This is a genomic window from Parvibaculum indicum, assembly GCF_011762095.1.
Taxonomy (GTDB): Bacteria; Pseudomonadota; Alphaproteobacteria; order Parvibaculales; family Parvibaculaceae; genus Parvibaculum; species Parvibaculum indicum.
Genome location: NZ_JAASQO010000005.1, coordinates 73,116 through 98,261, shown reverse-complemented (window position 1 = coordinate 98,261; position 25,146 = coordinate 73,116). Strand labels below are relative to the sequence as shown.

The 25,146-nt window shown below is 62.2% G+C and carries 27 protein-coding genes; 6 read left to right on the top strand and 21 right to left on the bottom strand.

All coding sequences use genetic code 11. The annotated features are described in order from the left end of the window. Window positions 1–8: 8 nt before the first annotated feature. The 5 genes from FHS78_RS07990 to mdh form a co-directional block, all read right to left on the bottom strand. Window positions 9–2,954, bottom strand: coding sequence for a 2-oxoglutarate dehydrogenase E1 component (locus tag FHS78_RS07990; RefSeq protein WP_167092956.1), 2,946 nt, complete (start codon window positions 2,952–2,954; stop codon window positions 9–11). A gap of 249 nt (window positions 2,955–3,203) precedes the next feature. Then, on the bottom strand, window positions 3,204–4,106 hold the full coding sequence (gene sucD, locus FHS78_RS07985; protein WP_167092953.1) for a succinate--CoA ligase subunit alpha: 903 nt from the start codon (window positions 4,104–4,106) through the stop codon (window positions 3,204–3,206). 3 nt (window positions 4,107–4,109) lie between these two features. Then, on the bottom strand, window positions 4,110–5,306 hold the full coding sequence (sucC, locus tag FHS78_RS07980; RefSeq protein ID WP_167092950.1) for an ADP-forming succinate--CoA ligase subunit beta: 1,197 nt from the start codon (window positions 5,304–5,306) through the stop codon (window positions 4,110–4,112). 238 nt (window positions 5,307–5,544) lie between these two features. After that, a complete protein-coding gene (locus FHS78_RS07975) occupies window positions 5,545–6,633 on the bottom strand; it encodes an MBL fold metallo-hydrolase (protein ID WP_167092947.1) in 1,089 nt (362 codons plus the stop codon). Window positions 6,634–6,763: 130 nt separating this feature from the next. Further along, the gene (mdh, locus tag FHS78_RS07970) at window positions 6,764–7,735 is read right to left on the bottom strand and encodes a malate dehydrogenase (protein ID WP_167092944.1); all 972 of its coding nucleotides are present in this window, start codon (window positions 7,733–7,735) and stop codon (window positions 6,764–6,766) included. 426 nt (window positions 7,736–8,161) lie between these two features. Between mdh and FHS78_RS07965 the strand changes: the two genes are divergently transcribed. The 3 genes from FHS78_RS07965 to FHS78_RS07955 all read left to right on the top strand — a co-directional run bounded on the left by FHS78_RS07965 (window position 8,162) and on the right by FHS78_RS07955 (window position 10,165). Continuing rightward, complete coding sequence (locus FHS78_RS07965) at window positions 8,162–8,770, top strand: hypothetical protein (protein ID WP_167092941.1); 609 nt, start codon at window positions 8,162–8,164, stop codon at window positions 8,768–8,770. Window positions 8,771–8,882: 112 nt separating this feature from the next. Next, on the top strand, window positions 8,883–9,470 hold the full coding sequence (locus FHS78_RS07960) for a PadR family transcriptional regulator (protein ID WP_167092938.1): 588 nt from the start codon (window positions 8,883–8,885) through the stop codon (window positions 9,468–9,470). 35 nt (window positions 9,471–9,505) lie between these two features. Beyond that, window positions 9,506–10,165 (top strand): O-methyltransferase, encoded by a 660-nt coding sequence (locus FHS78_RS07955; RefSeq protein ID WP_167092935.1) that lies wholly within the window; start codon window positions 9,506–9,508, stop codon window positions 10,163–10,165. A gap of 31 nt (window positions 10,166–10,196) precedes the next feature. On the opposite strand, the gene zapE is transcribed toward FHS78_RS07955, so the two are convergent. After that, on the bottom strand, window positions 10,197–11,318 hold the full coding sequence (zapE, locus tag FHS78_RS07950; RefSeq protein WP_167092932.1) for a cell division protein ZapE: 1,122 nt from the start codon (window positions 11,316–11,318) through the stop codon (window positions 10,197–10,199). A gap of 80 nt (window positions 11,319–11,398) precedes the next feature. Between zapE and FHS78_RS07945 the strand changes: the two genes are divergently transcribed. Next, a complete protein-coding gene (locus tag FHS78_RS07945) occupies window positions 11,399–11,722 on the top strand; it encodes a nucleoside triphosphate pyrophosphohydrolase family protein (protein ID WP_167092929.1) in 324 nt (107 codons plus the stop codon). Here FHS78_RS07945 and FHS78_RS07940 read toward each other — a convergent pair. From FHS78_RS07940 to FHS78_RS07930, 3 genes are all read right to left on the bottom strand, one after another. After that, entirely contained in the window at window positions 11,663–12,574 is a 912-nt protein-coding gene (locus FHS78_RS07940; protein WP_167092926.1) for an arylamine N-acetyltransferase family protein, read from the bottom strand. The two genes, FHS78_RS07945 and FHS78_RS07940, sit on opposite strands and share 60 nt — an antisense overlap. A 44-nt stretch (window positions 12,575–12,618) precedes the next feature. Further along, entirely contained in the window at window positions 12,619–13,179 is a 561-nt protein-coding gene (locus FHS78_RS07935) for a hypothetical protein (RefSeq protein ID WP_167092923.1), read from the bottom strand. Window positions 13,180–13,263: 84 nt separating this feature from the next. Then, on the bottom strand, window positions 13,264–14,763 hold the full coding sequence (locus tag FHS78_RS07930) for a CoA-acylating methylmalonate-semialdehyde dehydrogenase (protein WP_167092920.1): 1,500 nt from the start codon (window positions 14,761–14,763) through the stop codon (window positions 13,264–13,266). A gap of 395 nt (window positions 14,764–15,158) precedes the next feature. Here FHS78_RS07930 and FHS78_RS07925 point away from each other — a divergent pair, with 395 nt between their 5' ends. Beyond that, entirely contained in the window at window positions 15,159–15,602 is a 444-nt protein-coding gene (locus FHS78_RS07925; protein ID WP_167092917.1) for a hypothetical protein, read from the top strand. A gap of 89 nt (window positions 15,603–15,691) precedes the next feature. Here FHS78_RS07925 and arsB read toward each other — a convergent pair whose 3' ends face one another. From arsB to FHS78_RS07905, 4 genes are read right to left on the bottom strand one after another with little or no spacing between them, the layout of a single operon-like run. After that, window positions 15,692–16,762 carry an ACR3 family arsenite efflux transporter gene (gene arsB / locus FHS78_RS07920; protein WP_167092915.1) on the bottom strand — a complete coding sequence of 357 codons (1,071 nt, stop codon included), beginning with the start codon at window positions 16,760–16,762 and terminating at the stop codon, window positions 15,692–15,694. After that, a complete protein-coding gene (locus FHS78_RS07915; protein ID WP_167092912.1) occupies window positions 16,762–17,283 on the bottom strand; it encodes an arsenate reductase ArsC in 522 nt (173 codons plus the stop codon). Before FHS78_RS07915 ends, arsB begins: the two co-directional genes overlap by 1 nt. 13 nt (window positions 17,284–17,296) lie before the next feature. After that, on the bottom strand, window positions 17,297–17,746 hold the full coding sequence (locus tag FHS78_RS07910; RefSeq protein ID WP_167092909.1) for an ArsI/CadI family heavy metal resistance metalloenzyme: 450 nt from the start codon (window positions 17,744–17,746) through the stop codon (window positions 17,297–17,299). Then, window positions 17,743–18,090, bottom strand: a complete 348-nt coding sequence (locus FHS78_RS07905; RefSeq protein ID WP_167092907.1) for an ArsR/SmtB family transcription factor — start codon at window positions 18,088–18,090, stop codon at window positions 17,743–17,745. The genes FHS78_RS07910 and FHS78_RS07905 overlap by 4 nt, the downstream gene beginning before the upstream one ends. A gap of 388 nt (window positions 18,091–18,478) precedes the next feature. Here FHS78_RS07905 and FHS78_RS07900 point away from each other — a divergent pair, with 388 nt between their 5' ends. Then, complete coding sequence (locus FHS78_RS07900) at window positions 18,479–19,318, top strand: metal-dependent hydrolase (RefSeq protein ID WP_167092904.1); 840 nt, start codon at window positions 18,479–18,481, stop codon at window positions 19,316–19,318. Window positions 19,319–19,325: 7 nt separating this feature from the next. Here FHS78_RS07900 and FHS78_RS07895 read toward each other — a convergent pair whose 3' ends face one another. The 8 genes from FHS78_RS07895 to FHS78_RS07860 all read right to left on the bottom strand — a co-directional run bounded on the left by FHS78_RS07895 (window position 19,326) and on the right by FHS78_RS07860 (window position 25,146). After that, window positions 19,326–19,562: a hypothetical protein gene (locus FHS78_RS07895; protein WP_167092901.1), complete on the bottom strand. Its 237-nt coding sequence runs from the start codon at window positions 19,560–19,562 to the stop codon at window positions 19,326–19,328. Window positions 19,563–19,697: 135 nt separating this feature from the next. Then, window positions 19,698–20,477: a succinate dehydrogenase iron-sulfur subunit gene (locus FHS78_RS07890; protein ID WP_167092898.1), complete on the bottom strand. Its 780-nt coding sequence runs from the start codon at window positions 20,475–20,477 to the stop codon at window positions 19,698–19,700. A gap of 21 nt (window positions 20,478–20,498) precedes the next feature. Then, complete coding sequence (gene sdhA / locus FHS78_RS07885; RefSeq protein WP_167092896.1) at window positions 20,499–22,298, bottom strand: succinate dehydrogenase flavoprotein subunit; 1,800 nt, start codon at window positions 22,296–22,298, stop codon at window positions 20,499–20,501. 16 nt (window positions 22,299–22,314) lie between these two features. Beyond that, a complete protein-coding gene (sdhD, locus tag FHS78_RS07880; RefSeq protein WP_167092893.1) occupies window positions 22,315–22,698 on the bottom strand; it encodes a succinate dehydrogenase, hydrophobic membrane anchor protein in 384 nt (127 codons plus the stop codon). Then, the gene (gene sdhC / locus FHS78_RS07875; RefSeq protein ID WP_167092890.1) at window positions 22,698–23,102 is read right to left on the bottom strand and encodes a succinate dehydrogenase, cytochrome b556 subunit; all 405 of its coding nucleotides are present in this window, start codon (window positions 23,100–23,102) and stop codon (window positions 22,698–22,700) included. The genes sdhD and sdhC overlap by 1 nt, the downstream gene beginning before the upstream one ends. Window positions 23,103–23,318: 216 nt before the next feature. After that, on the bottom strand, window positions 23,319–23,909 hold the full coding sequence (locus tag FHS78_RS07870; RefSeq protein WP_167092887.1) for a PAS domain-containing protein: 591 nt from the start codon (window positions 23,907–23,909) through the stop codon (window positions 23,319–23,321). Window positions 23,910–23,930: 21 nt separating this feature from the next. Then, window positions 23,931–24,980 (bottom strand): MaoC family dehydratase, encoded by a 1,050-nt coding sequence (locus FHS78_RS07865; protein ID WP_167092884.1) that lies wholly within the window; start codon window positions 24,978–24,980, stop codon window positions 23,931–23,933. After that, a complete protein-coding gene (locus FHS78_RS07860; RefSeq protein WP_167092881.1) occupies window positions 24,964–25,146 on the bottom strand; it encodes a MotA/TolQ/ExbB proton channel family protein in 183 nt (60 codons plus the stop codon). The genes FHS78_RS07865 and FHS78_RS07860 overlap by 17 nt, the downstream gene beginning before the upstream one ends.

Below are 25,146 nucleotides of genomic sequence, written 5' to 3'. Positions count from 1 at the left end.
GGGCGGCATCAATCGATCTTGAGCGCTTCTGACAGAAGCTGGTTGAGTTCCTGATTATGTCTGGACATGAGCCCGCTCGCCGTGGAGGCGGATGCCGGACGTCCGGCATATTCCGCGCGGCGATAGCGCGCCCCCACATGGTCGAGCACCCATTCGATGTTCGGCTCCATGAAGGCCCAGGCGCCCATATTCTTGGGCTCTTCCTGACACCACACGATTTCCGCCTGCGGGAAGCGAGACAGTTCCGTAATCAGCGACTTGGCCGGGAACGGATAGAGCTGTTCCACACGCAACAGGTAGATATCGTTGATCTCGCGCCGCTCGCGCTCCTCGTAAAGGTCGTAATAGACCTTGCCGGTGCACATGACGACGCGCTTGATTTCCTTGTCGGCCGCGAGCTTGATCTTCTGGTCCGGCAGCATCTCCGCATCGTCCCAGAGAACGCGATGGAAGGACGAGCCGGGACCGAATTCATCGAGACGCGAAATGCAGCGCTTGTGGCGCAGAAGCGACTTCGGCGTCATGACGATGAGCGGCTTGCGGAAATTGCGATGCACCTGACGCCGCAACGCATGGAAATAGTTCATCGGCGTGGTGATGTTCACCACCTGCATATTATCTTCCGCGCACATCTGCAGGTAACGCTCCAGACGCGCGGAGGAATGCTCCGGCCCCTGGCCTTCATAGCCATGCGGCAGAAGCATCACCAGACCCGACATGCGCAGCCATTTGCGCTCGGCCGACGAGATGAACTGGTCGATCACCACCTGCGCGCCATTGGCGAAATCGCCGAACTGCGCTTCCCAGAGCACGAGCGCATTGGGCTCGGCCAGGCTGTAGCCATATTCGAAGCCCAGCACTGCGTTTTCCGACAGCATGGAGTTGACGACTTCATACTCCGCCTGGTTCTCGGAAATATTGTTCAGCGGCACGTAATGGTCTTCGTTCTCCTGATCGATCAGCACCGAATGCCGGTGCGCGAAGGTGCCGCGCTCGGAATCCTGACCGACGAGGCGCACCTTGATGCCCTCATCCACCAGCGTGCCATAGGCAAGCTGCTCGGCCATACCCCAGTCGACCCCTTCGCCGGTCTCCATCATCTTGTTGCGATGATCGAAGAGCCGACCGATGGTCTTGTGGATATTGAAACCGTCCGGCACGGAGGCGATGCGCTTGCCGACACGCTTCAGCGTCTCGATATCCACCGCCGTGTCGCCGCGCCGCGCTTCGCCTTCCGCCTTGCTGAGACCCGACCAGCGTCCGTCCAGCCAGTCCGCCTTGTTGGGACGGAAGCCGGTGACCGCTTCATATTCCTCGTCGAGCTTGGCGCGGAACGCCTTGCGCCTTTCATCGACCTCTTCCTCGGTCATCAGGCCTTCTTCGACCAGACGCCGGGAATAGATTTCATAGGTCGTCGGATGGTCCTTGATCTTCTTGTACATCAAGGGCTGCGTCATGCTCGGATCGTCGCCTTCGTTATGGCCGAAGCGGCGATAGCAGAACATGTCGAGGACGACGGGCTTGTTGAAGCGCTGGCGGAACTCGGTCGCGATCTTGGCGGCATGCACCACCGCTTCCGGATCGTCGCCGTTCACATGGAAGATCGGCGCGCCCACCATCTTCGCCACATCCGAGGGATAGGGCGACGACCGGCTGTTGATCGGGCTCGTGGTGAAACCGATCTGGTTGTTGATGATGATATGGATCGACCCGCCCGTGCGATGGCCCTTGAGGCCCGAAAGGCCGAGGCACTCCGCCACCACGCCCTGGCCCGCAAAGGCCGCATCGCCATGGATGAGCAGCGGGATCACCGTCGTGCGGTCGCGATCGTAAAGCTGGTCCTGCTTGGCGCGCGCCTTGCCGAGCACCACCGGATCGACGATTTCCAGATGCGACGGATTGGCCGTCAGCGACAGATGTACCTTGTTGCCGTCGAACTCGCGATCCGACGAGGCGCCGAGGTGATATTTCACATCGCCCGAGCCATCGATGTCTTCCGGCGTCGAGGACCCGCCCTTGAACTCGTGGAACACCGCGCGATAGGGCTTCGACATCACGCCGGTCAGCACATTCAGGCGGCCGCGATGCGCCATGCCGAACACGACCTCTCGCGCGCCCAGCGCGCCGCCGCGCTTGATGACCTGTTCGAGCGCGGGAATGATCGCCTCCGCGCCGTCGAGGCCGAACCGCTTCGTGCCGGTATATTTCACCGAGCAGAAACGCTCGAAACCTTCCGCCTCGATCAGCTTTTCGAGGATCGCGCTCCGGCCCATCTCGGTGAAGGTGACTTCCTTGTCGGGGCCTTCGATGCGCTCCTGGATCCAGGCCTTTTCTTCCGGATCGACGATATGCATGAATTCGACGGCCAGCGTCCCGCAATAGGTCCGCTGCAGAATGTCGAGCATTTCGCGCACGGTCGCCGTTTCCAGACCCAGCACGTAGTCGATGAAGATCGGCCGGTCCATGTCCTCCGGACCGAAACCATAGGTCTCGGGCTGAAGTTCCGGATGAAGCGACTGCGGCCTCAGATTCAACGGATCGACATTCGCGTCCAGATGACCGCGGATACGATAGGCGCGGATCATCATGATGGCGCGGATGGAATCGAGCGTGGCCTTGCGCACGCTTTCCTCGCTCGTACCGGCGGGCGCGCGGGCGGCCACTTTCTCGGCGAGTTTTTTCTGTTCGGCGGCGGGCCAGTTGCCGTCCAGCGCGCTCACCAGCTCGCCATTGGCGGAGACCGGCCAGTCGTCGCGCTTCCATGAGGCGCCGCGAACTTCCTTCAGGACGTTCTCACGCTCATCGTCCAGCTCGTCGAAGAATTTCTTCCATTCCGCATCGACCGACGCCGGGTCGTTCAGGTAACGCGCATAAAGCTCCTCAACGAAGCCGGCATTCGTTCCGTAGAGAAAGGAAGTGCGTTCCAAGCGCGCCCTGGCGCTTTCATTGCTCATGGTCTGGGCCCGTTTCTGTCATGGGGACGGGGAGAACCCGCACCCCAGAAGCAGTCATTTTGCGTGTCCGTTAACCCTAAAATTGTGACACGCGAAGTCTGAACAAGCCATTGATAACGACCCCTATTCGGTCAACAGCCTGTGAGATCGATATCCGGCAGCGACATATTTGCCGGTTGCCGGGAGCGGAGGCGGCGCATGGAGCGCCGCCGCCATATTCGTCGGACGGGCTCTGCCTTGAGGCAGAGCTCAGCCCTTGAGCACCTCGACGAGCGTCTTGCCGAGACGCGCCGGGGAGGGCGACACCTTGATGCCGGCCGCTTCCATGGCCGCGATCTTGTCTTCTGCGCCGCCCTTGCCGCCCGAAATCACGGCGCCGGCATGGCCCATGGTACGTCCGGGAGGCGCGGTGCGACCCGCGATGAAACCGGCCATCGGCTTCTTGCGGCCCTTCTTGGCCTGCTCGATCAGCCAGGCGGCGGCATCTTCCTCGGCTGAACCGCCGATCTCGCCGATCATGATGATGGATTCCGTTTCCGGGTCGTCCAGGAACAGATCCAGCATGTCGATGAACTCGGTCCCCTTGACCGGATCGCCGCCGATGCCGACCGCCGTCGACTGGCCCAGACCCTCATTGGTGGTCTGGAAGACCGCCTCATAGGTCAGCGTGCCCGAGCGCGACAGAATGCCCACGGAGCCCTTCTTGAAGATCGAGCCCGGCATGATGCCGATCTTGCACTCGTCCGGCGTCAGCACGCCGGGGCAGTTCGGACCGATCAACCGCGACTTCGAGGCGTCGAGCCTGGCCTTCACCTTGACCATGTCCTGCACCGGAATACCTTCGGTGATGCAGACGATGAGCGGGATTTCCGCCTCGATCGCCTCGATGATCGCAGCGCCGGCGCCCGCCGGCGGCACATAGACCACGGAGGCGTTGGCGCCGGTGGCCTTCTTGCCCTCGGCGACGGTCGCGAAGATCGGCAGCTTTTCGCCGTTCGCGCCTTCCCAGGTCTCGCCGCCCTTCTTCGGATGAATACCGCCGACCATCTGCGTGCCGTGATAGGCCAGCGCCTGCTCGGTGTGGAAGGTACCTGTCTTGCCGGTGAGGCCCTGCACGAGAACCTTGGTGTCTTTGTTGACGAGAATGGACATCTGTCAGGCTCCCTTCACGGCGGCGACGATCTTCTGCGCCGCATCGTCGAGGTCGTCGGCCGCGATCACGTTGAGGCCGCTCTCGTTGATGATTTTCTTGCCAAGTTCGACATTGGTGCCTTCAAGCCGAACGACAAGGGGAACCCTGAGCCCGACCTCCTTGACGGCCGCGACCACACCCTCGGCGATGACATCGCATTTCATGATGCCGCCGAAGATGTTGACGAGGATGCCTTCGACCGCCGGATCCGCGGTGATGATCTTGAAGGCGGCCGTCACCTTCTCCGTGGTGGCGCCGCCGCCGACGTCGAGGAAGTTGGCGGGCTCGGCACCGTAAAGCTTGATGATGTCCATCGTCGCCATGGCGAGACCGGCACCATTGACCATGCAGCCGATATTGCCGTCGAGCGCGACATAGGCGAGATCGTATTTCGACGCCTCGATTTCCTTTTCGTCCTCTTCGGACTTGTCGCGCAGCGCCATGATGTCGTCATGACGGAACAGCGCGTTGCCGTCGAAGGAGACCTTGGCGTCGAGCACGCGAAGGCGCCCGTTGGTCATGACGATGAGCGGGTTGATCTCAAGAAGGCTCATGTCCTTTTCGACATAGGCCTTGTAGAGGATCGGAAAGAGCTTCTTGCCGTCTTCCGCCGCTTCGCCTTCGAGCTCAAGGGCTTCGCAGAGCTTCTTCGCATCGGCGTCGGTCACGCCGGCGGTCGGATCGATCGGCAGGGTAAGAATTTTCTCGGGCGTTTCCTCGGCGACGGCCTCGATGTCCATGCCGCCCTCGGTCGATACCACGAAGGCGTTCTGGCCGACGGTGCGGTCGACGAGAATGGAGAGGTAGAGTTCGCGGTCGATATCGGCGCCGTCCTCGATATAGAGGCGGCCGACCTGCTTGCCGGCCGGGCCGGTCTGCTTGGTCACAAGGGTATGGCCGAGCATTTCATTGGCGAAGGCAACGACCTCGTCCACGCTCTTGGCAAGGCGAACGCCGCCCTTGGCGTCGGGCCCGAGTTCCTTGAACTTGCCCTTGCCGCGGCCGCCGGCGTGAATCTGGCTCTTGACCACATAGAGCGGACCGGGGAGCTGTTCCGCCGCCGCCTTGGCCTCCTCGGCCTTGAAGATCGGCACACCCTCGGCGACCGGAGCGCCGTACCCCTTCAGAAGGGCCTTGGCCTGATACTCGTGAATATTCATGGAAAGCCTGTCCAGCTTGGACCGGCGGGAGGGACCCCTCGCCGGGAGTGGGTTGCACGTGAAGCAATGAATCCGGCTTCACGAAATGCTTTGTCATTGACTTATAGCACTGGCATATGACAGCGCAACCGGAAGCACGCGGATTTCCAGCCTTTTTAGGACCGGAAAATCCGCTCGAAACCGCAAAAAATCATGACGGAGGAGTCATCTCTCAGTCACGAAGGGGAGAGACGCTGCGTCAGCGCAGATCGTGCCGGACGATCTCGTCGGAACCGACCGGCAGCTCGAGATAGAGCTGGTCATAGCCAAGCATCGTCCCTTCCGGGCGAACATCGCCCACCCCGCGCAGGAAAACATGCTCCGCCATGCTGTTGGGCAGCGCCGGCACGATATGGGAATAGACGAGCAGCTTCGCCCCCGCTTCATTGGCAATCCCGGCCGCCTCCACCGGCGTCGTGTGATAGTCGGGAATGTCGCCCATGATCCTGGCGCGGCGGTCCCCGGCCTTGGCGAGGACCCGGCCGATCGTATTGACCATATGCCCGGCCAGCGCCTCATGGACCATCACATCGGCGCCTTTGCCGAAGCGCGCCACATTCTCTTCCCGTTTCGTATCGCCCGAGAAGACGACGGCGCGGCCCTCATAGTCCACCCGGTAGCCATAGGCGGGTTTCACCGGCAGATGGTTCACCTGGAAAGCGCTGATCTTGAGGCCGTCCCTGTCAAAGACGGTGACGGCCTTGTCGCGATCGGGCACGTCGACGATAACCGCATCCATACGCGCCGCTTCGGGCGGCAGCAGCGCCGCCCCGTGATGCGCGATCCGATAGCCATTGTCGATCGCATAGGCCTCGTCGAGACCCTCGACCACCTTCTCGGTCCCGCGGGGACCGTAGACCTTCAGGGGCGCCTTGCGGCCCGCAGCCCATGTGTTGAGCGCAATGTCAGGCAGGCCGCCGATATGGTCGGAATGGAGATGGGTCAGCAAGACGCCGTCTATGCCGCCCACCGGCACACGCATCCGCGCAAGCCTGGACCAGCCCCCCGTCCCGGCATCCAGCAGGAAGAAATGCCCGCCCGCATAAATGCCATAGCAGGAACTCGCCCGGTCGGGATCCGGCAGGGGCGAGCCCGTGCCGCAAAAGACGATATGGAGCGCATCCTTGGAGAGGACCTCGGTGTCGGGTGTCGCCATGGCGGTGGCCACGCGCTCCATCGCGGCATCCTGCAAAGAGGGCGAGAACCACAAAGTGGCCAAGGCGATGCCACCCGCCAGCGCGACAAGCCCGGCAAGGCCTGCCAGCGCAATTCCGATCTTCCGCCCCATCCCGCTTCCTCCCGAAAAGTCATATTAATGGTTTTCATTAAAATAGGGCGTCAGGGAAGATGCGGCAAGGACAAAAGAAAAAGGGCGGCCCGAAGGACCGCCCTCAATTCGCCCGAAATGCGAAAAAGGCTTATTTGCCCTTGGCCACTTCCGGGTTGATCTTCTTGCAGGCGTCCACGAGGCCCTGAACGGAGTCCACAGACTTCTGGAACTGGGCCTTCTCGTCCGCATCCATTTCGATTTCGACGATACGCTCGATGCCGCCCTCGCCGATCACGGTCGGCACGCCGACATACATGTCCTTCACGCCATACTGGCCGTCGAGATAGGCCGCGCAGGGCAGAACGCGCTTCTTGTCCTTCAGATAGGCTTCGGCCATCGAAATGGCGGAGGAGGCCGGCGCATAGAAGGCGGAACCGGTCTTCAGCAGACCGACGATCTCCGCGCCGCCGTCACGGGTGCGCTGGATGATCTGGTCGAGCTTCTCCTGCGTGGTCCAGCCCATCTTGACGAGATCGGGAAGCGGGATGCCCGCAACGGTGGAGTAGCGCGGCAGCGGCACCATCGTGTCGCCATGGCCGCCCAGCACGAAGGCCGTCACATCTTCCACGGAGACGTTGAACTCCTCGGCGAGGAAGTAGCGGAAGCGCGCGCTGTCGAGCACGCCCGCCATGCCCACAACCTTGTTGTGCGGCAGGCCGGAGAACTGGCGCAGCGCCCAGACCATCGCATCCAGCGGATTGGTGATGCAGATCACGAATGCGTTCGGCGCGTTCTTGGCAATGCCCTCGCCCACCTGAGACATGACCTTGAGGTTGATTTCGAGCAGGTCGTCGCGGCTCATGCCGGGCTTGCGCGGCACGCCGGCGGTGACGATCACCACATCGGCGCCCTTGATGTCCTCATAGGTGTTGGTACCGGACATCGCCGCGTCGAACCCTTCAACGGGCGAGGCTTCGGCCAGGTCCAGCGCCTTGCCCTGGGGCAAGCCTTCCGCAATGTCGAACACGACGACGTCGCCAAGTTCCTTCAGGCCCGAAAGAAGGGCGAGTGTGCCACCGATCTGGCCGCCGCCGATAAGAGCGATCTTGTTACGCGCCATGTTGCTGCCTCCGAAGATGCTGCCGGGCGGGAATGTCCTGAAGACGGACGGCCCGGCGTTCTGAAAGGGAAATTCTGGCAGCCTACTAGCCTGAATCCGCCCATTCCGCAACGCATCAGGCCGAAAACGCGCTTTTACGGGACATTAAGGGCCCGGAACGATACTTGCAGCGGACATGAGCACCGTCCCCGAACGAACAGGTTGCCGCCTTGTCGCCCATTAACCAAACCCGCGATAGCAGATTGACTCTGTCTCAAAATGGGGCGCACACTTTCGTCTGCGTGGGGGCGCATCCTTTGAAAACGAGACACCGGGTGTTTCGACAGGCGGGATGCAATGCGACCGACGCCCGAAGGGGCGAAAGGGCCGCAACCGGTTCGAGACCGCAGGGGGCGGTCTCCGCCTCGCGCAAGTGGGGTGCGTGACATGGCTGGGCAATTCGCAAATGGCTTTTCAGGTCTGACATCCGGCAGGAAGCTGCTGCGGCTGGGCGCCGTCGCAGCCCTCTCGGTCACGCTTTCCGGCTGCGCCGCCCCGCTTATCGGCGCCATCACGGTCGGGCAGGCCTGGAGCATCGCCGGCCTCGTCTCCACCGTCTTTACCGGCCGCGACCTCACCGAACATGCGCTGTCGGAAGTCACCGGCAAGGATTGCCGCATCCTGGAATCCCTGCTCAACGACACCCGCGATTTCTGCGAGACGCCGGGCACCCTTGCCACGCAGGACGACTTTCATGGCGTGATCGCGCTGCTGGAAGACGGCGAGGGAACCAATGAAGGCGAGCCGGTTCAGCTTGCCTCCGCCGAGGATCTCGACCCGCAGCTTCTGGGCTTCATGCCGGTGAACCGCGACGCCGCCAGGGAGTTCTCGCTGGAAATCGCCCGCGATGCCCGCTCCGAGGACCAGTCTCTGTCTTTCGGCATGCTCTCTGCGAGCTTCGGCCAGTCCTTCGCCTACGAACTTCGCTATGAAGGCAAGCGCGTCGCCGAGGCCACCCCGGTGAACGAGTACGGGCTGCGCTCCAGCACCCGCTGATTTCTCCCCTTTTTTGGCCGTTTCCTATGCTGGCTACATTCCGGCTTGAATTTAGATATATCTAAACATATCTTCTTTTCCGATATATCGAAACAGTATCGGAGAACATCTAATGCGAAACAGGAAAATGTTCGGCCATGCCCACAGGCATCGCCATGGACGGGGCCGTGGAGACGGCTTCGAAGGCTTCGAGGAGATGGGCGGCGGCCGCGGCTGGGGCCGCCGGCACAGGCGACGCCGGGGCCGGATTTTCGAGCAGGGCGATTTGCGCTTCCTGATCCTGGGCCTCATCGCGGAAAAGCCGCGCCATGGATACGACATCATCAAAGCCATCGAAGAGGAAACTGGCGGTGCCTATACGCCAAGCCCGGGCGTGATCTACCCGTCCCTCACCCTGCTGGAAGAGATGGGCCTGATCGCGACCGCCGACGGCGACGGCAATCGCAAGCAGTTCGCCATCACCGGCGGAGGCGACGCCTATCTCGCGGAAAACCGCAGCGCCGCCGAGGCTGTAAAGGCGCGGATGCGCGAGGTCGCATCCGAACAGGCAGACAGACCCGCGCCGGAGATACAGCGCGCCGTCGAAAATCTGCGCAACGTGCTCTACATGCGTTGGGAACGCGGTCCCATCGACCGCGACGAAGCCAAGCGCATCGCCGAAACGCTCGACCGCGCCGCGCGCGACATCGAGAACGGCTGACCCGTGCAAGGCAGACGAAGGAAAGGAACCCGACCATGACCGTGCGCGGCTTTTTCCCCGACGACCTCGGAACCTTTATCGGATCCGTCACGACCGCCGAACCGGAAGCCGTGATCCGGCTTCGCGAGGAGACCTCGAAACTTCCCGCGGCCGGCATGCAGATCGGGGAGGACCAGACGGCCTTCATGACGCTGATGGCGAAACTCATCGGCGCAAGGCGCGCCATCGAGATCGGCACCTTTACCGGCATGAGCGCCATCGCCGTTGCGCAGGCATTGCCGCCCGACGGTGAACTCATCTGCTGCGACGTCAACGAGGAATGGACTTCCATCGCGAAGCGCTACTGGACGGAACTCGGCCTTGCCGACCGCATCACGCTGCGCCTCGCGCCCGCGGCGCTGACGCTCGACGCGCTGATCGACAATGGCGATGGAGGCACGTTCGACCTCGCCTTCATCGATGCCGACAAGACCGGCTACGACACCTATTACGAGAAATGCCTGACCCTGATGCGGCCGGGCGGCCTCATCCTGCTCGACAACATGCTCTGGCACGGGCGCGTCGCCGACTCCTTGGACAGGGACGAGGACACGGTTGCGCTGCGCACCCTGAGTGAAAAGATCGGCGAAGACGATCGCGTCGATAGCTGTCTCGCCTCCATCGGCGACGGCGTAATGATAGCGCGCAAGAAATGAAACCGGCCGGCCGCCCGACGCTTTATGGCCGTCAGGCATCCTCGCGAAGCGCCAGATATTCCGTGCTCTGCATTTCCATCAGGCGGGAAACGGTGCGTTCGAACTCGAACGCGCCGTCGCCTTTCGGATAGAGATCATTGGGTTCCGCCTCCGCCGACATGAAGAGCCGCGTCTTCGCCTCGTAAAGCGCATCGATCAGCGTGACGAAACGCTTGGCTTCGTTGCGCTTGTCCGGCGTCAGCCTCGGCACATCGCGCAGAATGACCGTATGGAAGGTGTCCGCGATCTTGATGTAGTCGGCAGCGCCCAGCGCTTTCGCGCAGAGATCGTTGAAGTGAAAACGCGCCACGCCATGCGCCGCTTCGGGCACGTCCACCGCGCGCGCCTTCACCTCCAGCACCATGGGGTCGCCCTGCCTCCGGTCGGTGAGCTTTTCGAAGGCATCGGCAAGCGCGGCATCGGCTTTCGCATCGAGCGGCGCATAATAGACCGGCATCCCCTTGATCCGATCCATCCGGTAATCTGTGTCAGAGTCGAGCTTCAGCACGTCCATGCGCTGCTTCACGAGATCGATGAAAGGCAGGAAGCGGTGCCGGTTGAGACCGTTCTTGTAAAGCTCGTCCGGTTCGCGATTGGAAGTTGCGACGACGACCACGCCGAGATCGAAAAGCCGGGTGAAAAGCCGGCCGAGGATGGAGGCATCGGCAATGTCATGCACCTGGAACTCGTCGAAACAGAGAAGCGCCGCCTCCTCCGCGATCTGTTTCGCAACAGGCGGGATCGGATCGCTCCCCTTCACCTTCCCTTCCTTTTCGAGCTGACGCCATTTGAAGATGCGCTCATGCGTCTCCGCCATGAAGGCGTGGAAATGAATGCGTCGCTTGGGCGAAACCTGCGCATGTTCGTAGAAGAGATCCATCAGCATGGACTTGCCGCGACCGACCGCGCCCCAGATGTACAGCCCCTCGGGCGGGGTGACGGGCCTGCCGATACCGATAACGGAAAGCGGCCCGGCCTTCTTGCCGGGCGTCCAGTTTTTCAGTTCGTCGGCCAGATGCTGCAAACGCTGCGCGACATGCGCCTGCGCCCGGTCCTCGGCCAGCTCGCCCGACGCGACCAGTTGCTTGTAAGCCTTGAGAGGACCTGAACTCATGGAATCTCGTCAGAACGGGAACATTGTGTGAACAAACAGAATCGACCAATCTCGAGGCCCGCAAATCGGGAGCCCCATCAATGCCTCCTCTCCTTAAACTCGCAGATCGCTTCGAACAAGCATCCCGGACCTATGCATCCTCCAACGGCATCGCGCGCGACGAGGACTGGTTCGTCCTGAAATTGCAGGAGGAACTGGGCGAACTCACCCAGGTCTGGATGAAACTGACGGCGCGCGGGAGGCGGCGCGGCCTCGACGATACCGCATTGCGGGAAGAATTGGCCAATGAAACGGCGGACCTGCTCGGCCATATCCTGCTATTCGCACGGCGCAACGATATCGACCTACCGGCCGCCATCGTCCGCAAGTGGCGGTTCGACCCGGGTGTGGACGACATCGCCTGACGCCTGAACCTCCCCCTCGCCGGCGGCCGTCCACAGCGCCATCCATCCGGCAAGCGCGGCGCGATCCTCCGCGCCGACCTCGATCAGGAAGAGATCGCGCAAGGCCGAGACAAGCTCATCCACATCGCCAAGCCGCCGCGTCTCGGCCTCCCCTCCCAACGGCCTTACCGTCAGCCGGTCGTTCATCAGCGCATAGCGCACACCCTCGTCCGGGCGGCAAACGACGAGATGATTGGTGAAGATCGAGTGCGGATGGGTGGCCGTGTACCAGTTGGCCGCTTCGTAATCGACCGGCGCCTGCGGCTCCATGGTGAAGCGGTAAAGCGGCACCCAATCCTCATCGAGCAGCGCCTGCATCTCATAGCCGTCGTTTCTGCTTGCAAGACGAAACGACTCGAGCGGTGTTTCCTGCACCTCCTCGCCGACGAACCTGAGCGGCACGGGCAGCGTCACCGCGCCGAAGCCGGTGTCGGCGATATGAGGACCTTCCCCGGTTTCGACCTTGAGCAGCATATGGCTACGCGGCGTGGCATCTTCCGGTGCCGCCATCCAGCGCACCCGGGCCATGAGCCCCGTCACCTCGAACCCCAGCGCGCGAAGCGCCTCGGCCAGCAGCGCATTGTGCTCGAAGCAATAACCGCCCCTCATCGCCCCGACGAGCTTTGCATTCCGCGACGCCGGGTCGAGCGGCACATGCCGCCTCAGAAGCGCATCGAGATTTTCAAAGGGAATGCGCGTCGCCTGCGCTCGATGGAGCGCCCGCAACGTCTCCACGGACGTATCGCGCGGCCCGGCATAGCCGATCCGCGCAAAATAGGCATCGAGATCGAAGGCGATGCAATCAGCGCTCAAACTATTCTCCCATCCCGTTTTCCCGCCGGGGCTGCCTGCGCGGATCACGAAACCGACACGCCCTGCTTCACCCTGTCTATCCATTCGCCGAGAACGTCCCGCGCGCTACCCGACATGCGCTTGCCGTCTACATAGGCACGCCCGCCCGAATAGGGAATGACGAATTTGTTGCGATGGCGCGGCCATACGGCAAACAGTCTGATTTCCACCGGACGCTTCATCTGCAGCTCCACCCAGCGCCGCGAGAGCGAAAGGGAGGTCACTTCCGCCCATGGCACGAAAACGGAGCTTCCCTGATGGAACGAGATGCCGTTCCGATCGAGACACAGGGCCGGGACCGCCCTCAACACCCTGTAGAGAATAACGGTTGCACCAAACAGGAAGAAGAGACCGGACGCGGCCCAGAAAACAATCCGTCCCGTTTCCGGCAGGTTGAGCAGCAGTTCGCAGAACCATGCATTGCGGCCATGGCACTCCATACGGGCAAGTCCCGGCGCCCCGGCGATTGCCCCTATCCCCATGGCGATTCCGAGCAGTCCCAGCAGAGCGCTTTTCCAGCCATAACGGATTTCGAGTTTGCTCCCCGGCATCATCCCCTCTGACATGTAAAGTGATCCCATGGTCAGAATACGAAAATGGCGCCTCCCGGGGGAAGCGCCATTCGTTCATTCCAAAAATTCCGAAAGAGCTTATTCCATTGTCGGAATGACGAAGGATGCGTTCTCCTTCACTCCGCTCGGCCAGCGGGAAGTGACTGTCTTGACCTTGGTCCAGAACTTCACGCCTTCCGTACCGTGCTGGTTGGTGTCGCCGAAGGCGGACCGCTTCCAGCCGCCGAATGTATGGTAGGCGAGCGGAACCGGGATCGGCACATTGATGCCGACCATGCCGACCTGAACCTGGCTGGCAAAGCTGCGCGCCGCATCGCCGTCTCGCGTGTAGATCGCCACGCCGTTGCCATACTGATGCCTGGTCGGCAATTCGGCAGCCTCCTCGAAGGTCTTGGCACGAACGACCGAGAGGACGGGACCGAAGATTTCATCATTATAAATCTTCATGTCGGGCGTCACCTTGTCGAAGAGCGAGCCACCCATGAAGTAGCCGTCTTCATAGCCCTGCAGCGAGAAGCCGCGCCCGTCGACCACCAGCTCCGCACCTTCCTTGAGGCCGAGATCGATATAGCCCTGCACCTTTTCCAGATGCGCCCTGGAAACGACCGGCCCGTAGTCGCTGTCCGGCTCCGTCGACAGGCCGACTTTCAGGCCTTCCACGCGGGGCTTCAGCGCGGCAACGAGACGATCCGCCGTTTCCTCGCCCACCGGCACCGCCACCGAGATTGCCATGCAGCGCTCGCCCGCCGAGCCGTAGCCCGCGCCGATGAGGTCGTTCACGACCTGGTCCATGTCGGCGTCCGGCATGATGATGGCGTGGTTCTTCGCGCCGCCCATGGCCTGCACGCGCTTGCCATGCGCCGCGCCCGTTGCATAAACATACTGCGCGATGTCGGACGAGCCGACGAAGCTCACCGCCGGGATCTGCGGATGGGTCAGGATCGCGTCCACCGCTTCCTTGTCGCCATTGACGACATTGAGAACGCCTGCCGGCGCGCCGGCCTCCATGAAAAGTTCGGCCAGCCGGATCGGCACGGAGGGGTCCTTCTCGGACGGCTTGCAGATGAAGCTGTTGCCGCAGGCAATGGCGACGCCGAACATCCACATCGGGATCATCGCGGGGAAGTTGAACGGCGTAATGCCCGCCACCACGCCGAGCGGCTGGCGCATGGAATACATGTCGATGCCGGGGCCCGCGCCTTCCGTGAACTCGCCCTTCTGGAGATGCGGAATGCCGCAGGCAAACTCGATGACTTCCAGGCCGCGCTGCACGTCGCCCTTGGAATCGGCAATCACCTTGCCATGCTCCGCGGACAGAAGTTCCGCAAGCTCATCCATATTGTCTTCGAGCAGACGCTTGAAATTGAACATGACGCGGGCGCGGCGCTGCGGATTGGTCGCCGCCCATGCCGGGAAAGCGGCGGCCGCGGCCTGCACCGCCTTGTCCATCTCCGCAGCGCTGGCCAACGGCGTCCTGGCCGTCACTTCGCCCGTATTGGGGTTCGTCACATCGCTGAAGCGGCCGCTCGCGCCCGCCACATGCTCGCCATTGATGAAATGCGTCAGTTCTTTTGCCATGCGCGCCTCATATGCGGGATGCCTTACGGCTCCGGCCTCCCTTATTGTTTTGATACTGCCTTTGTTTAGCCCGCCCCCTTACCGGCTCACAAGGGGGCGGGTGGCTTCGCTGCACTGCAGCGTCGAATATTTTCAACAGCCATATCAAGCTGTTGCATCGCCTCGCGACAGGATCGAGCCGCCACCCCGCAATGCCCCTGCGGCAACACAGGCTATATGTTTTTCCGGAATTCATCGTTTACCGGTGGCAATCCACTGCAAATCATTACTAAGATTTCGGTTCTGACGCCCGAACGGCCCCCTGGAGCGGGGAACAGGGCCTTGAGTGGTTGCGAGGGAGAGTCCGCAACCGGGGGATAACCAACGGGCGGCGCCGCCGCCGAGAGGAACGCAATATGTCGAATTTCACAAAGACCGCACTCGCGATCATTGTGATCGCCATCATTCTCGTCATCGGCTACCAGATGATGAACCCGTCCGACGACGTGATGACGGAAGACCAGGGCACGAGCGAAATGGCCCCGGCCGATGAAGGTGCCGCACCGGCGGAAGACGCCGCACCCGCAGCCGAGGAAGCCGCGCCCGCGGCAGAGGAAAGCACGTCCGGCGACAGCATGATGGACCAGGCCGGTGAAGCCGCAGAGGCGACCGGAGAAGCCATCCAGGACGGGGCCGAGGCAACCATGGATGCCGCCGAGGACGCCGCCGAAGCCACGGGCGACGCGATGGAAGACGCCGCCCAGGATGCCAATGACGCCATGAACGCCGAAGGCATGGGCGAAAGCGAAGAGCCGGCCGACACGGAAGCGCCGAAGCCGGAGAGCCAGCCGGCCGAGTAAGGCCCGCCGAAACTTCCGCTTGAAACGAAACGACCCGCGCCCCTTTATCGGGGCGCGGGTTTTTCATTGCCCGGCGATACGCTTGCCCGTCACTCGGCGGGTTGCGTGGCACCTGCCGGAAACCAGCGCTCCTTCAGCCGGAGCGCAACGCCCACCAGCGCGATCAGCACCGGCACTTCCACCAGCGGACCGATGACGGTCGCAAAGGCGACAGGCGAGGCGATACCGAAAGCGGCAATGGCAACCGCGATCGCCAGCTCGAAATTGTTGCTGGCCGCCGTGAAGGACAGCGAGACGGTACGTGGATAGTCCGCGCCCAACGCCCGGCTCATCGCAAAACTTACCAGGAACATGACGACGAAGTAGATCGCCAGCGGGATTGCTATCCGGATCGCATCAAGGGGCAGCGACAACACGGCGTCGCCCTTCATCGCAAACATGACGAGGATGGTGAAGAGCAGCGCCACCAGCGTCAGCGGTGCAACCTTCGGCACGAAACCATTGTCGTAAGCATCGGCCCCGATGGCCGGACGCAGGAACCGCCGCGTGAGGTAGCCCGCCGCGAAAGGTACGCCGAGATAAAGCGCCACGGCGCCCGCCACCACCCAGAAGCTGACATCGACGACCTGCCCTTCGAGCCCGAAGAGGGGCGGCAGCACCGACAGGAAGAACCACGCATACAGGCTGAAAAAGACGAGCTGGAACACACTGTTGAAAGCCACCAGCCCTGCGACATATTCATTGCTGCCGCGTGCAAGCTGGTTCCAGACGATCACCATGGCGATACAACGCGCCAGACCGATAAGAATGAGGCCAGTCATATAGGCCGGTTCGTCATGGAGAAAGATCACCGCCAGCGCGAACATGAGAACCGGGCCGATCAGCCAGTTCTGCACGAGCGACAGGGTCAGCACCTTCCGGTCCTCGAAAATGCGATGCAGCTCCTCATACCGCACGCGCGCCAGCGGCGGATACATCATGAGCAACAGGCCGATCGCGATCGGAATATTGGTGGTACCGATGGATATCCCGTCGATGGCCGCGGGCAGGCCGGGCACGAAGCTCCCCAATGCCGCGCCCAGCGCCATGGCGGCGAAAATCCACACCGTGAGATAGCGGTCGAGAAAGCCGAGCCGCGCCTTCTTGTCGCCGGCCGCCATTATTCGGCCTCCGCCGGAGAGCGTCCCATATCGTCGAGCTTCTTCTTGAGTGCCAGCCTGTCGAGCGAGGTGATAGGCAGCGCGACCAGAAGATCGATCCGGGTACGGATCTGCCGGAAAACTTCAAGAAAGTGAGCCCGTGTCTCGGTTTCCGTTCCCTCGAACCTGGCCGGATCCGGAAAGGGCCAATGCGCGGTCATGGGCTGACCGGGCCAGATCGGACAAACCTCACCCGCCGCATTGTCGCAGACGGTGAAGACGAAATTCATCTGCGGGGCGCCGGGTTCCGCGAACTCGTCCCAGCTTTTGGAGCGAAGCCCCTCGGTGGAAACCTTTGCATATTGCAGCGTTTCGATGGCGTAGGGGTTCACCTCGCCGGTCGGCATGCTGCCCGCGCTGTAAGCGTGGAAAGGCGTGCCGGGCAGCGAGTTCATATAGGCTTCCGCCATCACCGAACGGCAGGAATTGCCCGTGCAGAGAAACAGGACATTGTATTTTTCTTGGGGGTCTTGCGGGGTCATCTCGACCTCTCCTTTACGAACAGCATACGCCGCGCGGCGCAGCGGGAAGGGGCGCATCGCCCTGTTCGAGTTTCGCGAGATCCGGCCCGGTGCCGAATTCCTCCATCTGGCGGTGCGTGTGAAACGCCTCCCAGGCCACACCGTCGGGATCCGCCGTCCAGCTCTTTTCCGACTTGGCATAGCAGCAGGTGGTCACGCCTTCCGGCAGGTAAGGCGCTTCAGCCTGCTTCATGCGTTCGAAGATTTGATGAAGCTCTTCCTGCTCTTCCACCTGAATGCCCGCATGGTTGAAACCCGGCGTTTCCGATCCGGTCTCCACGACGAAATTGACGCGGGGATCGTCCAGCATCCATTTGGCGTAACCCGGCCGCACCACGCTCGGCGCCTCGCCGAACAGCGTGGTATAAAAAGCGATCGACTTGTCGAGATCGGCAACGCCGAAACTCACATGCAGTCTTTTCACGAAACGCACTCCTCTTGCGGGGCGCAGGCAGCGACCGTGCCGCAGGCGCCGTTGCAGCAATCTTCCAGCAGAAACCCCATCACAGCGCTCATCCGGCCAAGATCGGCCTTGTAGATGATCGAACGCCCTTCGCGCCGCGAGACGACGAGCCCCGCATGGGCCAGCTCCTTCAGGTGGAAGGAAAGCGTGGCGGGCGCTACGCCCAGCCGCTCCGCAATCTCGCCCGCCGCAAGCCCGCCTCTCCCCTCATCCGGAGAATGGGCGCGCACCAGCGCGCGAAAGATGGCGAGCCGGGTCTCCTGGGCCAGCGCGGATAGCGCGTCTATGGTCAGCTTCATTTTCATATTTTGATAATTATAGAAATATAGAAAAAATTCAAGCCTGAAATTCGAAATCGCCGGAACATTCCATAATGAAGGGATCGTTAAGCCGGCTCATGCAATCCGAACGGTTCCGCTGACCCGATCTTCAGACCTCCACCCTAGTCTTGCGACGGAACATCGAAATTCCTACGTGGAATTATTGAGCCCTCGCCCGGCCGGTCAGCATCCCTCAAGATCGCCAAAGGCCGTTCGCGAAAGCTCGAAACTGCGAGCGGTCCGCCTGGCCCATGTGTGGAAGCGAGGGCAAGGCGGGCCGCACATCTCCCCTCAAGATAGATACGTGACCGAGCCATGCGCCCTGTGTAATTCTGGGCACACAATTTCAGGCGCTTGAGGGTAAGGGCATCAGGTGACGCAGGCTCCGTCCACAGTGGAAATGATCCGCCGGGATCGTCGGCATGACGATATGGGCGAAATTCCGCGCGCCTGGTATGCGGACGATCCGGGCCTGACGGCCTTCTTCAACGCCATGTCGCTGGCGATCGAAGAGCTTGAGCATTACCTGCTGCGTTCCGTGCGCCGCTTTGCAGAGACGGCGAAGGACACCCCGCTCGAACCGCAGGTGAAGGATTTCCTCTTCCAGGAGTCGGTCCATTCCCGCGAGCACCGTCGCTACAACGACCAATTGCAGGAACAGGGCTTTCCCGCCGACGAGGTGACGCAGGTACTGCGCGAGCGGGTAAAGCGGATGGAGGCGCGGCGCACCGACCTTCAGAATCTTGCGCTCACCGCGGCCATCGAACACTTCACGGCGATCCTCGCGCACCAGCTGCTCGACCGGCCGGAACATATCCGCGCCAACGGCTACCCGCCGCTCGTTCGCATGTGGATCTGGCATGGCGCGGAAGAGGTCGAGCACAAATCCGTGACCTACGATCTCTTCTGCATGCAGGTGAGCGGCTTCCGCCGCTACCGGATGCGCATCGCGGGGATCCTTTCTGCGACGCGGCTCATGCTGCCTTTCCTTTACTGGGTGACATGGCGTTTCCTGAAGACGGACGGCATCCAGTGGCACTGGAAAAGCTGGCGCGTCATGCTGCGCGTCACGCTGGTCTATCCCGGCTTCATGCGGCGCATGCTGCGCGACTATGTGCGCTGGTATCGCCCCGGCTTTCACCCCTGGGATCAGGACGACCGCGCCCTCCTCTTCCGCTGGCGCGATAGCGACCCCGGCAAGGGTTTGAGCTGATTGAGGATCAGTCGGTCATCTCCGACAGGAAACGCCTGTTCTTGACCCAGAGCGGCGCCGGCGCGCCGAAATAGTAGAGAAAGAAAAGGGCAATAAGCGCACTGAGCGGTGATCGCTTGAGAGCGGAAGCCTCGGACTCAAGGCCTCCCCAATAACCATCGACCGGTTCGGCAAGGTCCTTCGCCGCATCCGCGTCGCTCTCGAACACCTGCACCTCGATACCGCCCAACCCGACGAGCACCATCCAATTGTTCCGGGCATGCCAAAATGCATTCGCCGCCGACGGTATCCCGTAGGCGGCGAGCATAGCGCGGAGGCAAAGTGCCTCGGGTATGGAATAGCAGACGCGAAGCGGAACGAGCCGCATCACGACAGGCCGTCAGACCTGACGCTCCACCATCATCTTCTTGATCTCCGCGATGGCTTTGGCCGGGTTCAGGCTCTTCGGACAGGCCTGCGCGCAGTTCATGATGGTGTGGCAGCGATAGAGGCGGAAAGGGTCTTCCAGATCGTCGAGACGCTTGCCGGTTGCCTCGTCGCGGCTGTCCACCAGCCAGCGATAGGCCTGTAAGAGCGCGGCCGGGCCGAGATAGCGGTCGCCGTTCCACCAATAGCTCGGGCAGGAGGTGGAGCAGCAGGCGCAGAGAATGCACTCATAAAGCCCGTCGAGCTTTTCGCGATCCTCATGGCTCTGGCGCCATTCCTTGGCCGGCTCGGTCGTTTCCGTCTGCAGCCAGGGCTCGATGGACGCATGCTGCGCATAGAAATTCGTCAGGTCCGGCACGAGATCCTTCACCACCGGCATATGCGGCAGCGGATAGACGCGCACCTCGCCGGAAACCTCGTCGATACCCTTGGTGCAGGCCAGCGTGTTTTGCCCGTCGATATTCATCGCACAGGACCCGCAAATGCCTTCGCGGCAGGAGCGGCGGAAGGTCAGCGTCTGGTCGATCTCGTTCTTGATCTTGATGAGCGCGTCCAGAACCATCGGCCCGCAGTCGGACATGTCCACTTCGTAGGTATCCATGCGCGGATTGGCGCCGTCATCCGGGCTCCAGCGATAGATGCGGAACTTCTTGACCTTCTTGGCGCCCTGCGGGGCCTTGAAGGTCTTGCCCTTCTTGACGACGGAGTTTTTCGGCAGGCTGAGCTGAACCATCTTTTCGATCCTTTCCCGCGATCAGTAAACGCGGGCCTTCGGCTTGATGTATTCGATGTCGTTGGAAAGCGTGTAGGTGTGCACGGGGCGATAATCGATCGTCGCCTGGCCGTTCTCGTCCACCCAGCACATCGTATGCTTCATCCAGGTCTCGTCATCGCGATCCGGGAAGTCCTCGCGCGCATGCGCGCCGCGGCTTTCCTGACGGTTGGCCGCGCCTTCCACGGTGGCGACCGCCTGGATGATGAGATTGTCGAATTCCAGCGTCTCGATGAGATCGGAGTTCCACACGAGCGAGCGGTCGCTGACGCGCAGATCGCCGCGCTTGCCCACCGTCTCCTGAATGCGCTTGCGGCCTTGCTCCAGCGTCTCGCCGGTGCGGAACACGGCCACGTCTTCCTGCATGGCGCGCTGCATTTCGTCGCGCAGTTCGGCGGTCGGCGTGGAGCCGCTCGCATTGCGGAACTTGTCGAGACGCGCGATCGAGTTGTCGCCAGCGCCTGCCGGCAGTTCCGGCTGCGAGGCGCCCTTCTCCACGAGTTCGGCGGCGCGGATGCCCGCGGCGCGGCCGAACACGACAAGGTCGATCAGCGAGTTGGAACCCAGACGGTTCGCGCCATGAACCGACACGCAGGCCGCTTCGCCCACCGCCATCAGGCCGGGCACGACGCTGTCCGGATTGCCGTCCTTCAGCGTCAGCACCTCGCCATGGAAGTTTGTCGGAATGCCGCCCATGTTGTAATGCACGGTCGGCAGCACCGGGATCGGCTCCTTCGTCACATCGACACCGGCGAAGATGCGCGCCGATTCGGAGATGCCCGGCAAACGCTCTTTCAGCACCGCCGGATCGAGATGATCGAGGTGCAGGAAGATGTGGTCCTTGTTCTTGCCCACGCCGCGGCCTTCGCGGATTTCGATGGTCATGGACCGCGACACCACGTCGCGCGAGGCAAGGTCCTTGGCGCTCGGCGCATAGCGCTCCATGAAGCGCTCGCCTTCCGAATTGGTGAGATAACCGCCCTCGCCGCGTGAGCCTTCGGTGATGAGGCAGCCCGCGCCGTAAATACCGGTCGGATGGAACTGCACGAATTCCATATCCTGCAGCGGCAGGCCGGCACGCAGCACCATGGCATTGCCGTCGCCTGTGCAGGTATGCGCGGAGGTGCAGGAGAAATAGGCGCGGCCATAACCGCCCGTCGCCAGGATGACGAGCTGGGCGCGGAAGCGGTGAATTTCACCCGTCGCCATGTCGAGCGCGACGACGCCACGGCAGGCGCCATCTTCGTCCATGATGAGGTCGATGGCGAAATATTCGATGTAGAAGTCCGCCTTGTGGCGCACCGACTGGCCGTAAAGCGTATGCAGCATGGCGTGACCGGTACGGTCGGCCGCTGCGCAGGTACGCTGGGCGATGCCTTCGCCGAAATTGGTGGTCATGCCGCCGAAGGGACGCTGATAGATCTTGCCGTCTTCGGTACGGCTGAAGGGCACACCGAAATGTTCCAGCTCATACACCGCGTCCGGCGCGTGACGGCAGAGATATTCGATCGCGTCCTGGTCGCCCAGCCAGTCCGACCCCTTCACGGTGTCGTACATATGCCAGCGCCAGTTGTCTTCGCCCATATTGCCGAGCGAGGCGGCCACGCCGCCCTGCGCCGCCACGGTGTGGCTGCGGGTCGGGAAAACCTTCGAGATGCAGGCCGTCGAAAGGCCGCGCTCCACGCAACCCAGCGTCGCGCGAAGGCCGGCGCCGCCGGCGCCCACCACCACGACGTCGAACGTATGGTCGTTGAATGTGTAGTCGTTGGATGCTGCCGCCATGAGCCCGATCTCTCGTTTACGCCCCGAAACCGATCTTCAGCGCCGCGAAAACGCAGGCGAGACCGACCAGGAAGGAAAAGAACGTGTTGCCGATCAGCGCGAGGAACTTCGCGCTTTCGCCGTGAACATAGTCCTCGATGACGACCTGCATACCCGCCTTCATGTGCAGGATGCCGGAAAGTACGAGGGCCAGCATGAGGATGACCACCAGCGGATTGGCCAGATAGGCGCGGACCGTCTCGTAGTCGCTGCCCGTCAGCGCCACAACCGAGGCGATGAGGAAGATGGCGAGGAAGACGTTCGCCACCGCCGTGACGCGCTGGAGAATGAAATGGCCGGAGCCCGAGCGGGCCGAACCGAGGCCGTGAACGCGGCTATAGGGTGTGCGCATATCGCTCATCACATGGCTCCCATCATGCGGTAACCGATCCACCAGACGAAGATAGTCAGCACGAAGCCGCCGACCAGCGTTCCCCAGGCCATGGCATTTGCCACGCCAAGCGAGAAGCCCTTGCCCATGTCCCAGATGAAGTGGCGGATACCGCCCAGCATGTGGTGCATCAGCGCCCAGGTGAAGCCGAACAGGACCAGTTGGCCGACCCAGGTCGAAATGCAGCTCTCGAAGAACGAGTAAGCCTCGGGTCCCGCCGCAACGGAAAGCAGCCACCAGGCCAGAATCAGCGTGCCCAGGTAAAGGGCCGCGCCGCTGATACGGTGCGCGATCGACATCATCATGGTCATCGTGCGGCGGTAAATCTGCAGATGCGGGGAAAGTGGCCGTGAAACCGGTTGCGTATCAGCCATCTTCTCGTCCTCGTTAGAACTCCCTGGCCGAAGCGCGGCGGGCGCCGCGCACTGTCCGGCCCCGGGCAAGGCGTGGAGTCGTGTATCGAGGCTGTTGTTTACCGCGCGATATGTCGCAACGCAAACATCACGTGATGCCGTAACTCATTCTTTTTGCGAATGATTCTCACATAAGCCGCGTGCCGCAGCGACAATCCCGCCGCCCGAATGAACCGTTCAAAAGAAAGGCGACGTCAGCGGCGGGATGCCATGCCCGACATCGATCCAGCGCCAGACGGCGGCGCCTTCGAACATCCGCACCTCGGGCGTCGCATCCGCGGGCGTCAGCTCGATATGCACATAGATGAGGATCTGGTCCGCCTCTCCCTCGTCTCTGGCGAGGGGAAAGATCGTATATTCGTAGTCGGTCCGGCGGCCGTTCGTTTCCACCACCGGCGTGAACTGCCAGAGGCCGCAGGGCTTCGCCATCAGCGCCCGCACGCTGTCATAGGCATCGCAGGCTATCGCCGGATCGACAAGCGACAGGTAGTCCATGCCCGTCAGGTCCGCGCCGAAGAAATCGAAAAACCCCGAACCGACAAGCCGGTAGGGCAGCGCGGGCTTTTGCTTGTCCGGCTCGATGATCGCCATCCAGGGGGCAAACCGCGCGAAGGGCTTGAGGCCGATATCCTTGCGCAAGGGGACGGCCCGGCCATGACAGGCTTCGCGCCACGCCGCCTCGAAATCCGAGCTCGCCCCGGAGCGAAGCGCGGGATTTCCCATCCCGTCGCCGAACGGGTTCGGCCCGGCCGCATTGATCTCCGCCATCCAAACCTCACTAACCTGCGATCAGCGCCGCGGCATGAACACCCAATAGTCCAGATCGAGAATGACGCCTTCCGCATAACCCTTCTCGAGCGGACCGGGAAAATTCGTGCACGGGGCGTCCTTGGTGGCCAGGGTACGAAGCCTGAGCGCACCGAGATCGGTACGGCGGTCGAGCTCAGATTTCTCCAGCACTTCCGTCCAGGCGAACACGGTATTGCCGGCAAAACAGGGCGCAACATGACGCCCGCCATTGATGGCACCGAACAGCACCGCATTGCCGAGCCCGTTGAAGGAGAGCGAGCGGGCCAGCGAAATCACATGACCGCCATAGATCAGGCGGCGACCGAACCGGCCCTGACCCTCCGTGAACTGATTGAAATGCACCTTCGCCGTGTTCTGGTAAAGGCGCGTGGCCATCATGTGCTCGGCTTCCTCGATGGTGATGCCGTCCACATGGTCGATTTTCTCGCCCACTTCATAGTCGTCCCAGAGATGCCGCGAGCCGGAAGCCGTGAGATCGAATTTACGAAAATCGGTTTCCGATGGCGGGATCAGGTGATGCGGGTCCACCACGTCGGGAAGCGAGGGAACGTCCGGCGTCGGCGCAGGCGATGCCTTGTCGCGCTTGCGCACCATCACCCAGCGCACGTAATCGATCACGATATCGCCGCGCTGGTTGCGGCCCGTCGAGCGGACATAGACGACGCCGGTTTCGCCGCTGGAGTTTTCCTTGAGACCGATGACCTTGCTGTCGGCACTCAGCGTATCGCCCGGAAACACCGGCCGGTGGAACTTGCAGTCGGCATAGCCGAGATTGGCGACGGCGTTGAGCGAGATATCGGGCACCGTCTTGCCGAAGACGATATGGAAGGCGAGAAGATCGTCGACCGGCGCTGTCGCATAGCCCGAAAGCCGCGCCACCTCCGCGGAGGATTGCAGCGAGAAACGCGAGCCGAACAGCGCCTGATAAAGCGCAACATCGCCCTCCGTCACCGTGCGCGGCGTCGCATGGTGGATGACCTGCCCGATCGAGAAGTCCTCGAAATAATTGCCTTCATTCGTCTTGGTCATCGCCATCCTCTTGGTTCCGTCGCTTCCTGTTGAACGCAGCGGCGAACACGATACCGATTGCGATACCCATCGCAATGCCCACCGCGGTGTCATTCAGGGCCGCGCCGATACCGACGCCGACCGCGGCGCCGCAGGCAAGTCCCGTCGCGAGCGAAGAGCTTTGCAT

Excerpts from the sequence above, each read along its gene's own strand:
- FHS78_RS07990 (WP_167092956.1), bottom strand. The coding sequence starts at position 2,954 with ATGAGCAATGAAAGCGCCAGGGCGCGCTTGGAACGCACTTCCTTTCTC.
- sucD (WP_167092953.1), bottom strand. The coding sequence starts at position 4,106 with ATGTCCATTCTCGTCAACAAAGACACCAAGGTTCTCGTGCAGGGCCTC.
- sucC (WP_167092950.1), bottom strand. The coding sequence starts at position 5,306 with ATGAATATTCACGAGTATCAGGCCAAGGCCCTTCTGAAGGGGTACGGC.
- FHS78_RS07975 (WP_167092947.1), bottom strand. The coding sequence starts at position 6,633 with ATGGGGCGGAAGATCGGAATTGCGCTGGCAGGCCTTGCCGGGCTTGTC.
- mdh (WP_167092944.1), bottom strand. The coding sequence starts at position 7,735 with ATGGCGCGTAACAAGATCGCTCTTATCGGCGGCGGCCAGATCGGTGGC.
- FHS78_RS07965 (WP_167092941.1), top strand. The coding sequence starts at position 8,162 with ATGGCTGGGCAATTCGCAAATGGCTTTTCAGGTCTGACATCCGGCAGG.
- FHS78_RS07960 (WP_167092938.1), top strand. The coding sequence starts at position 8,883 with ATGCGAAACAGGAAAATGTTCGGCCATGCCCACAGGCATCGCCATGGA.
- FHS78_RS07955 (WP_167092935.1), top strand. The coding sequence starts at position 9,506 with ATGACCGTGCGCGGCTTTTTCCCCGACGACCTCGGAACCTTTATCGGA.
- zapE (WP_167092932.1), bottom strand. The coding sequence starts at position 11,318 with ATGAGTTCAGGTCCTCTCAAGGCTTACAAGCAACTGGTCGCGTCGGGC.
- FHS78_RS07945 (WP_167092929.1), top strand. The coding sequence starts at position 11,399 with ATGCCTCCTCTCCTTAAACTCGCAGATCGCTTCGAACAAGCATCCCGG.
- FHS78_RS07935 (WP_167092923.1), bottom strand. The coding sequence starts at position 13,179 with ATGTCAGAGGGGATGATGCCGGGGAGCAAACTCGAAATCCGTTATGGC.
- FHS78_RS07930 (WP_167092920.1), bottom strand. The coding sequence starts at position 14,763 with ATGGCAAAAGAACTGACGCATTTCATCAATGGCGAGCATGTGGCGGGC.
- FHS78_RS07925 (WP_167092917.1), top strand. The coding sequence starts at position 15,159 with ATGTCGAATTTCACAAAGACCGCACTCGCGATCATTGTGATCGCCATC.
- arsB (WP_167092915.1), bottom strand. The coding sequence starts at position 16,762 with ATGGCGGCCGGCGACAAGAAGGCGCGGCTCGGCTTTCTCGACCGCTAT.
- FHS78_RS07915 (WP_167092912.1), bottom strand. The coding sequence starts at position 17,283 with ATGACCCCGCAAGACCCCCAAGAAAAATACAATGTCCTGTTTCTCTGC.
- FHS78_RS07905 (WP_167092907.1), bottom strand. The coding sequence starts at position 18,090 with ATGAAAATGAAGCTGACCATAGACGCGCTATCCGCGCTGGCCCAGGAG.
- FHS78_RS07895 (WP_167092901.1), bottom strand. The coding sequence starts at position 19,562 with ATGGTGCTCGTCGGGTTGGGCGGTATCGAGGTGCAGGTGTTCGAGAGC.
- FHS78_RS07890 (WP_167092898.1), bottom strand. The coding sequence starts at position 20,477 with ATGGTTCAGCTCAGCCTGCCGAAAAACTCCGTCGTCAAGAAGGGCAAG.
- sdhA (WP_167092896.1), bottom strand. The coding sequence starts at position 22,298 with ATGGCGGCAGCATCCAACGACTACACATTCAACGACCATACGTTCGAC.
- sdhD (WP_167092893.1), bottom strand. The coding sequence starts at position 22,698 with ATGAGCGATATGCGCACACCCTATAGCCGCGTTCACGGCCTCGGTTCG.
- sdhC (WP_167092890.1), bottom strand. The coding sequence starts at position 23,102 with ATGGCTGATACGCAACCGGTTTCACGGCCACTTTCCCCGCATCTGCAG.
- FHS78_RS07870 (WP_167092887.1), bottom strand. The coding sequence starts at position 23,909 with ATGGCGGAGATCAATGCGGCCGGGCCGAACCCGTTCGGCGACGGGATG.
- FHS78_RS07865 (WP_167092884.1), bottom strand. The coding sequence starts at position 24,980 with ATGACCAAGACGAATGAAGGCAATTATTTCGAGGACTTCTCGATCGGG.
- FHS78_RS07860 (WP_167092881.1), bottom strand. The coding sequence starts at position 25,146 with ATGCAAAGCTCTTCGCTCGCGACGGGACTTGCCTGCGGCGCCGCGGTC.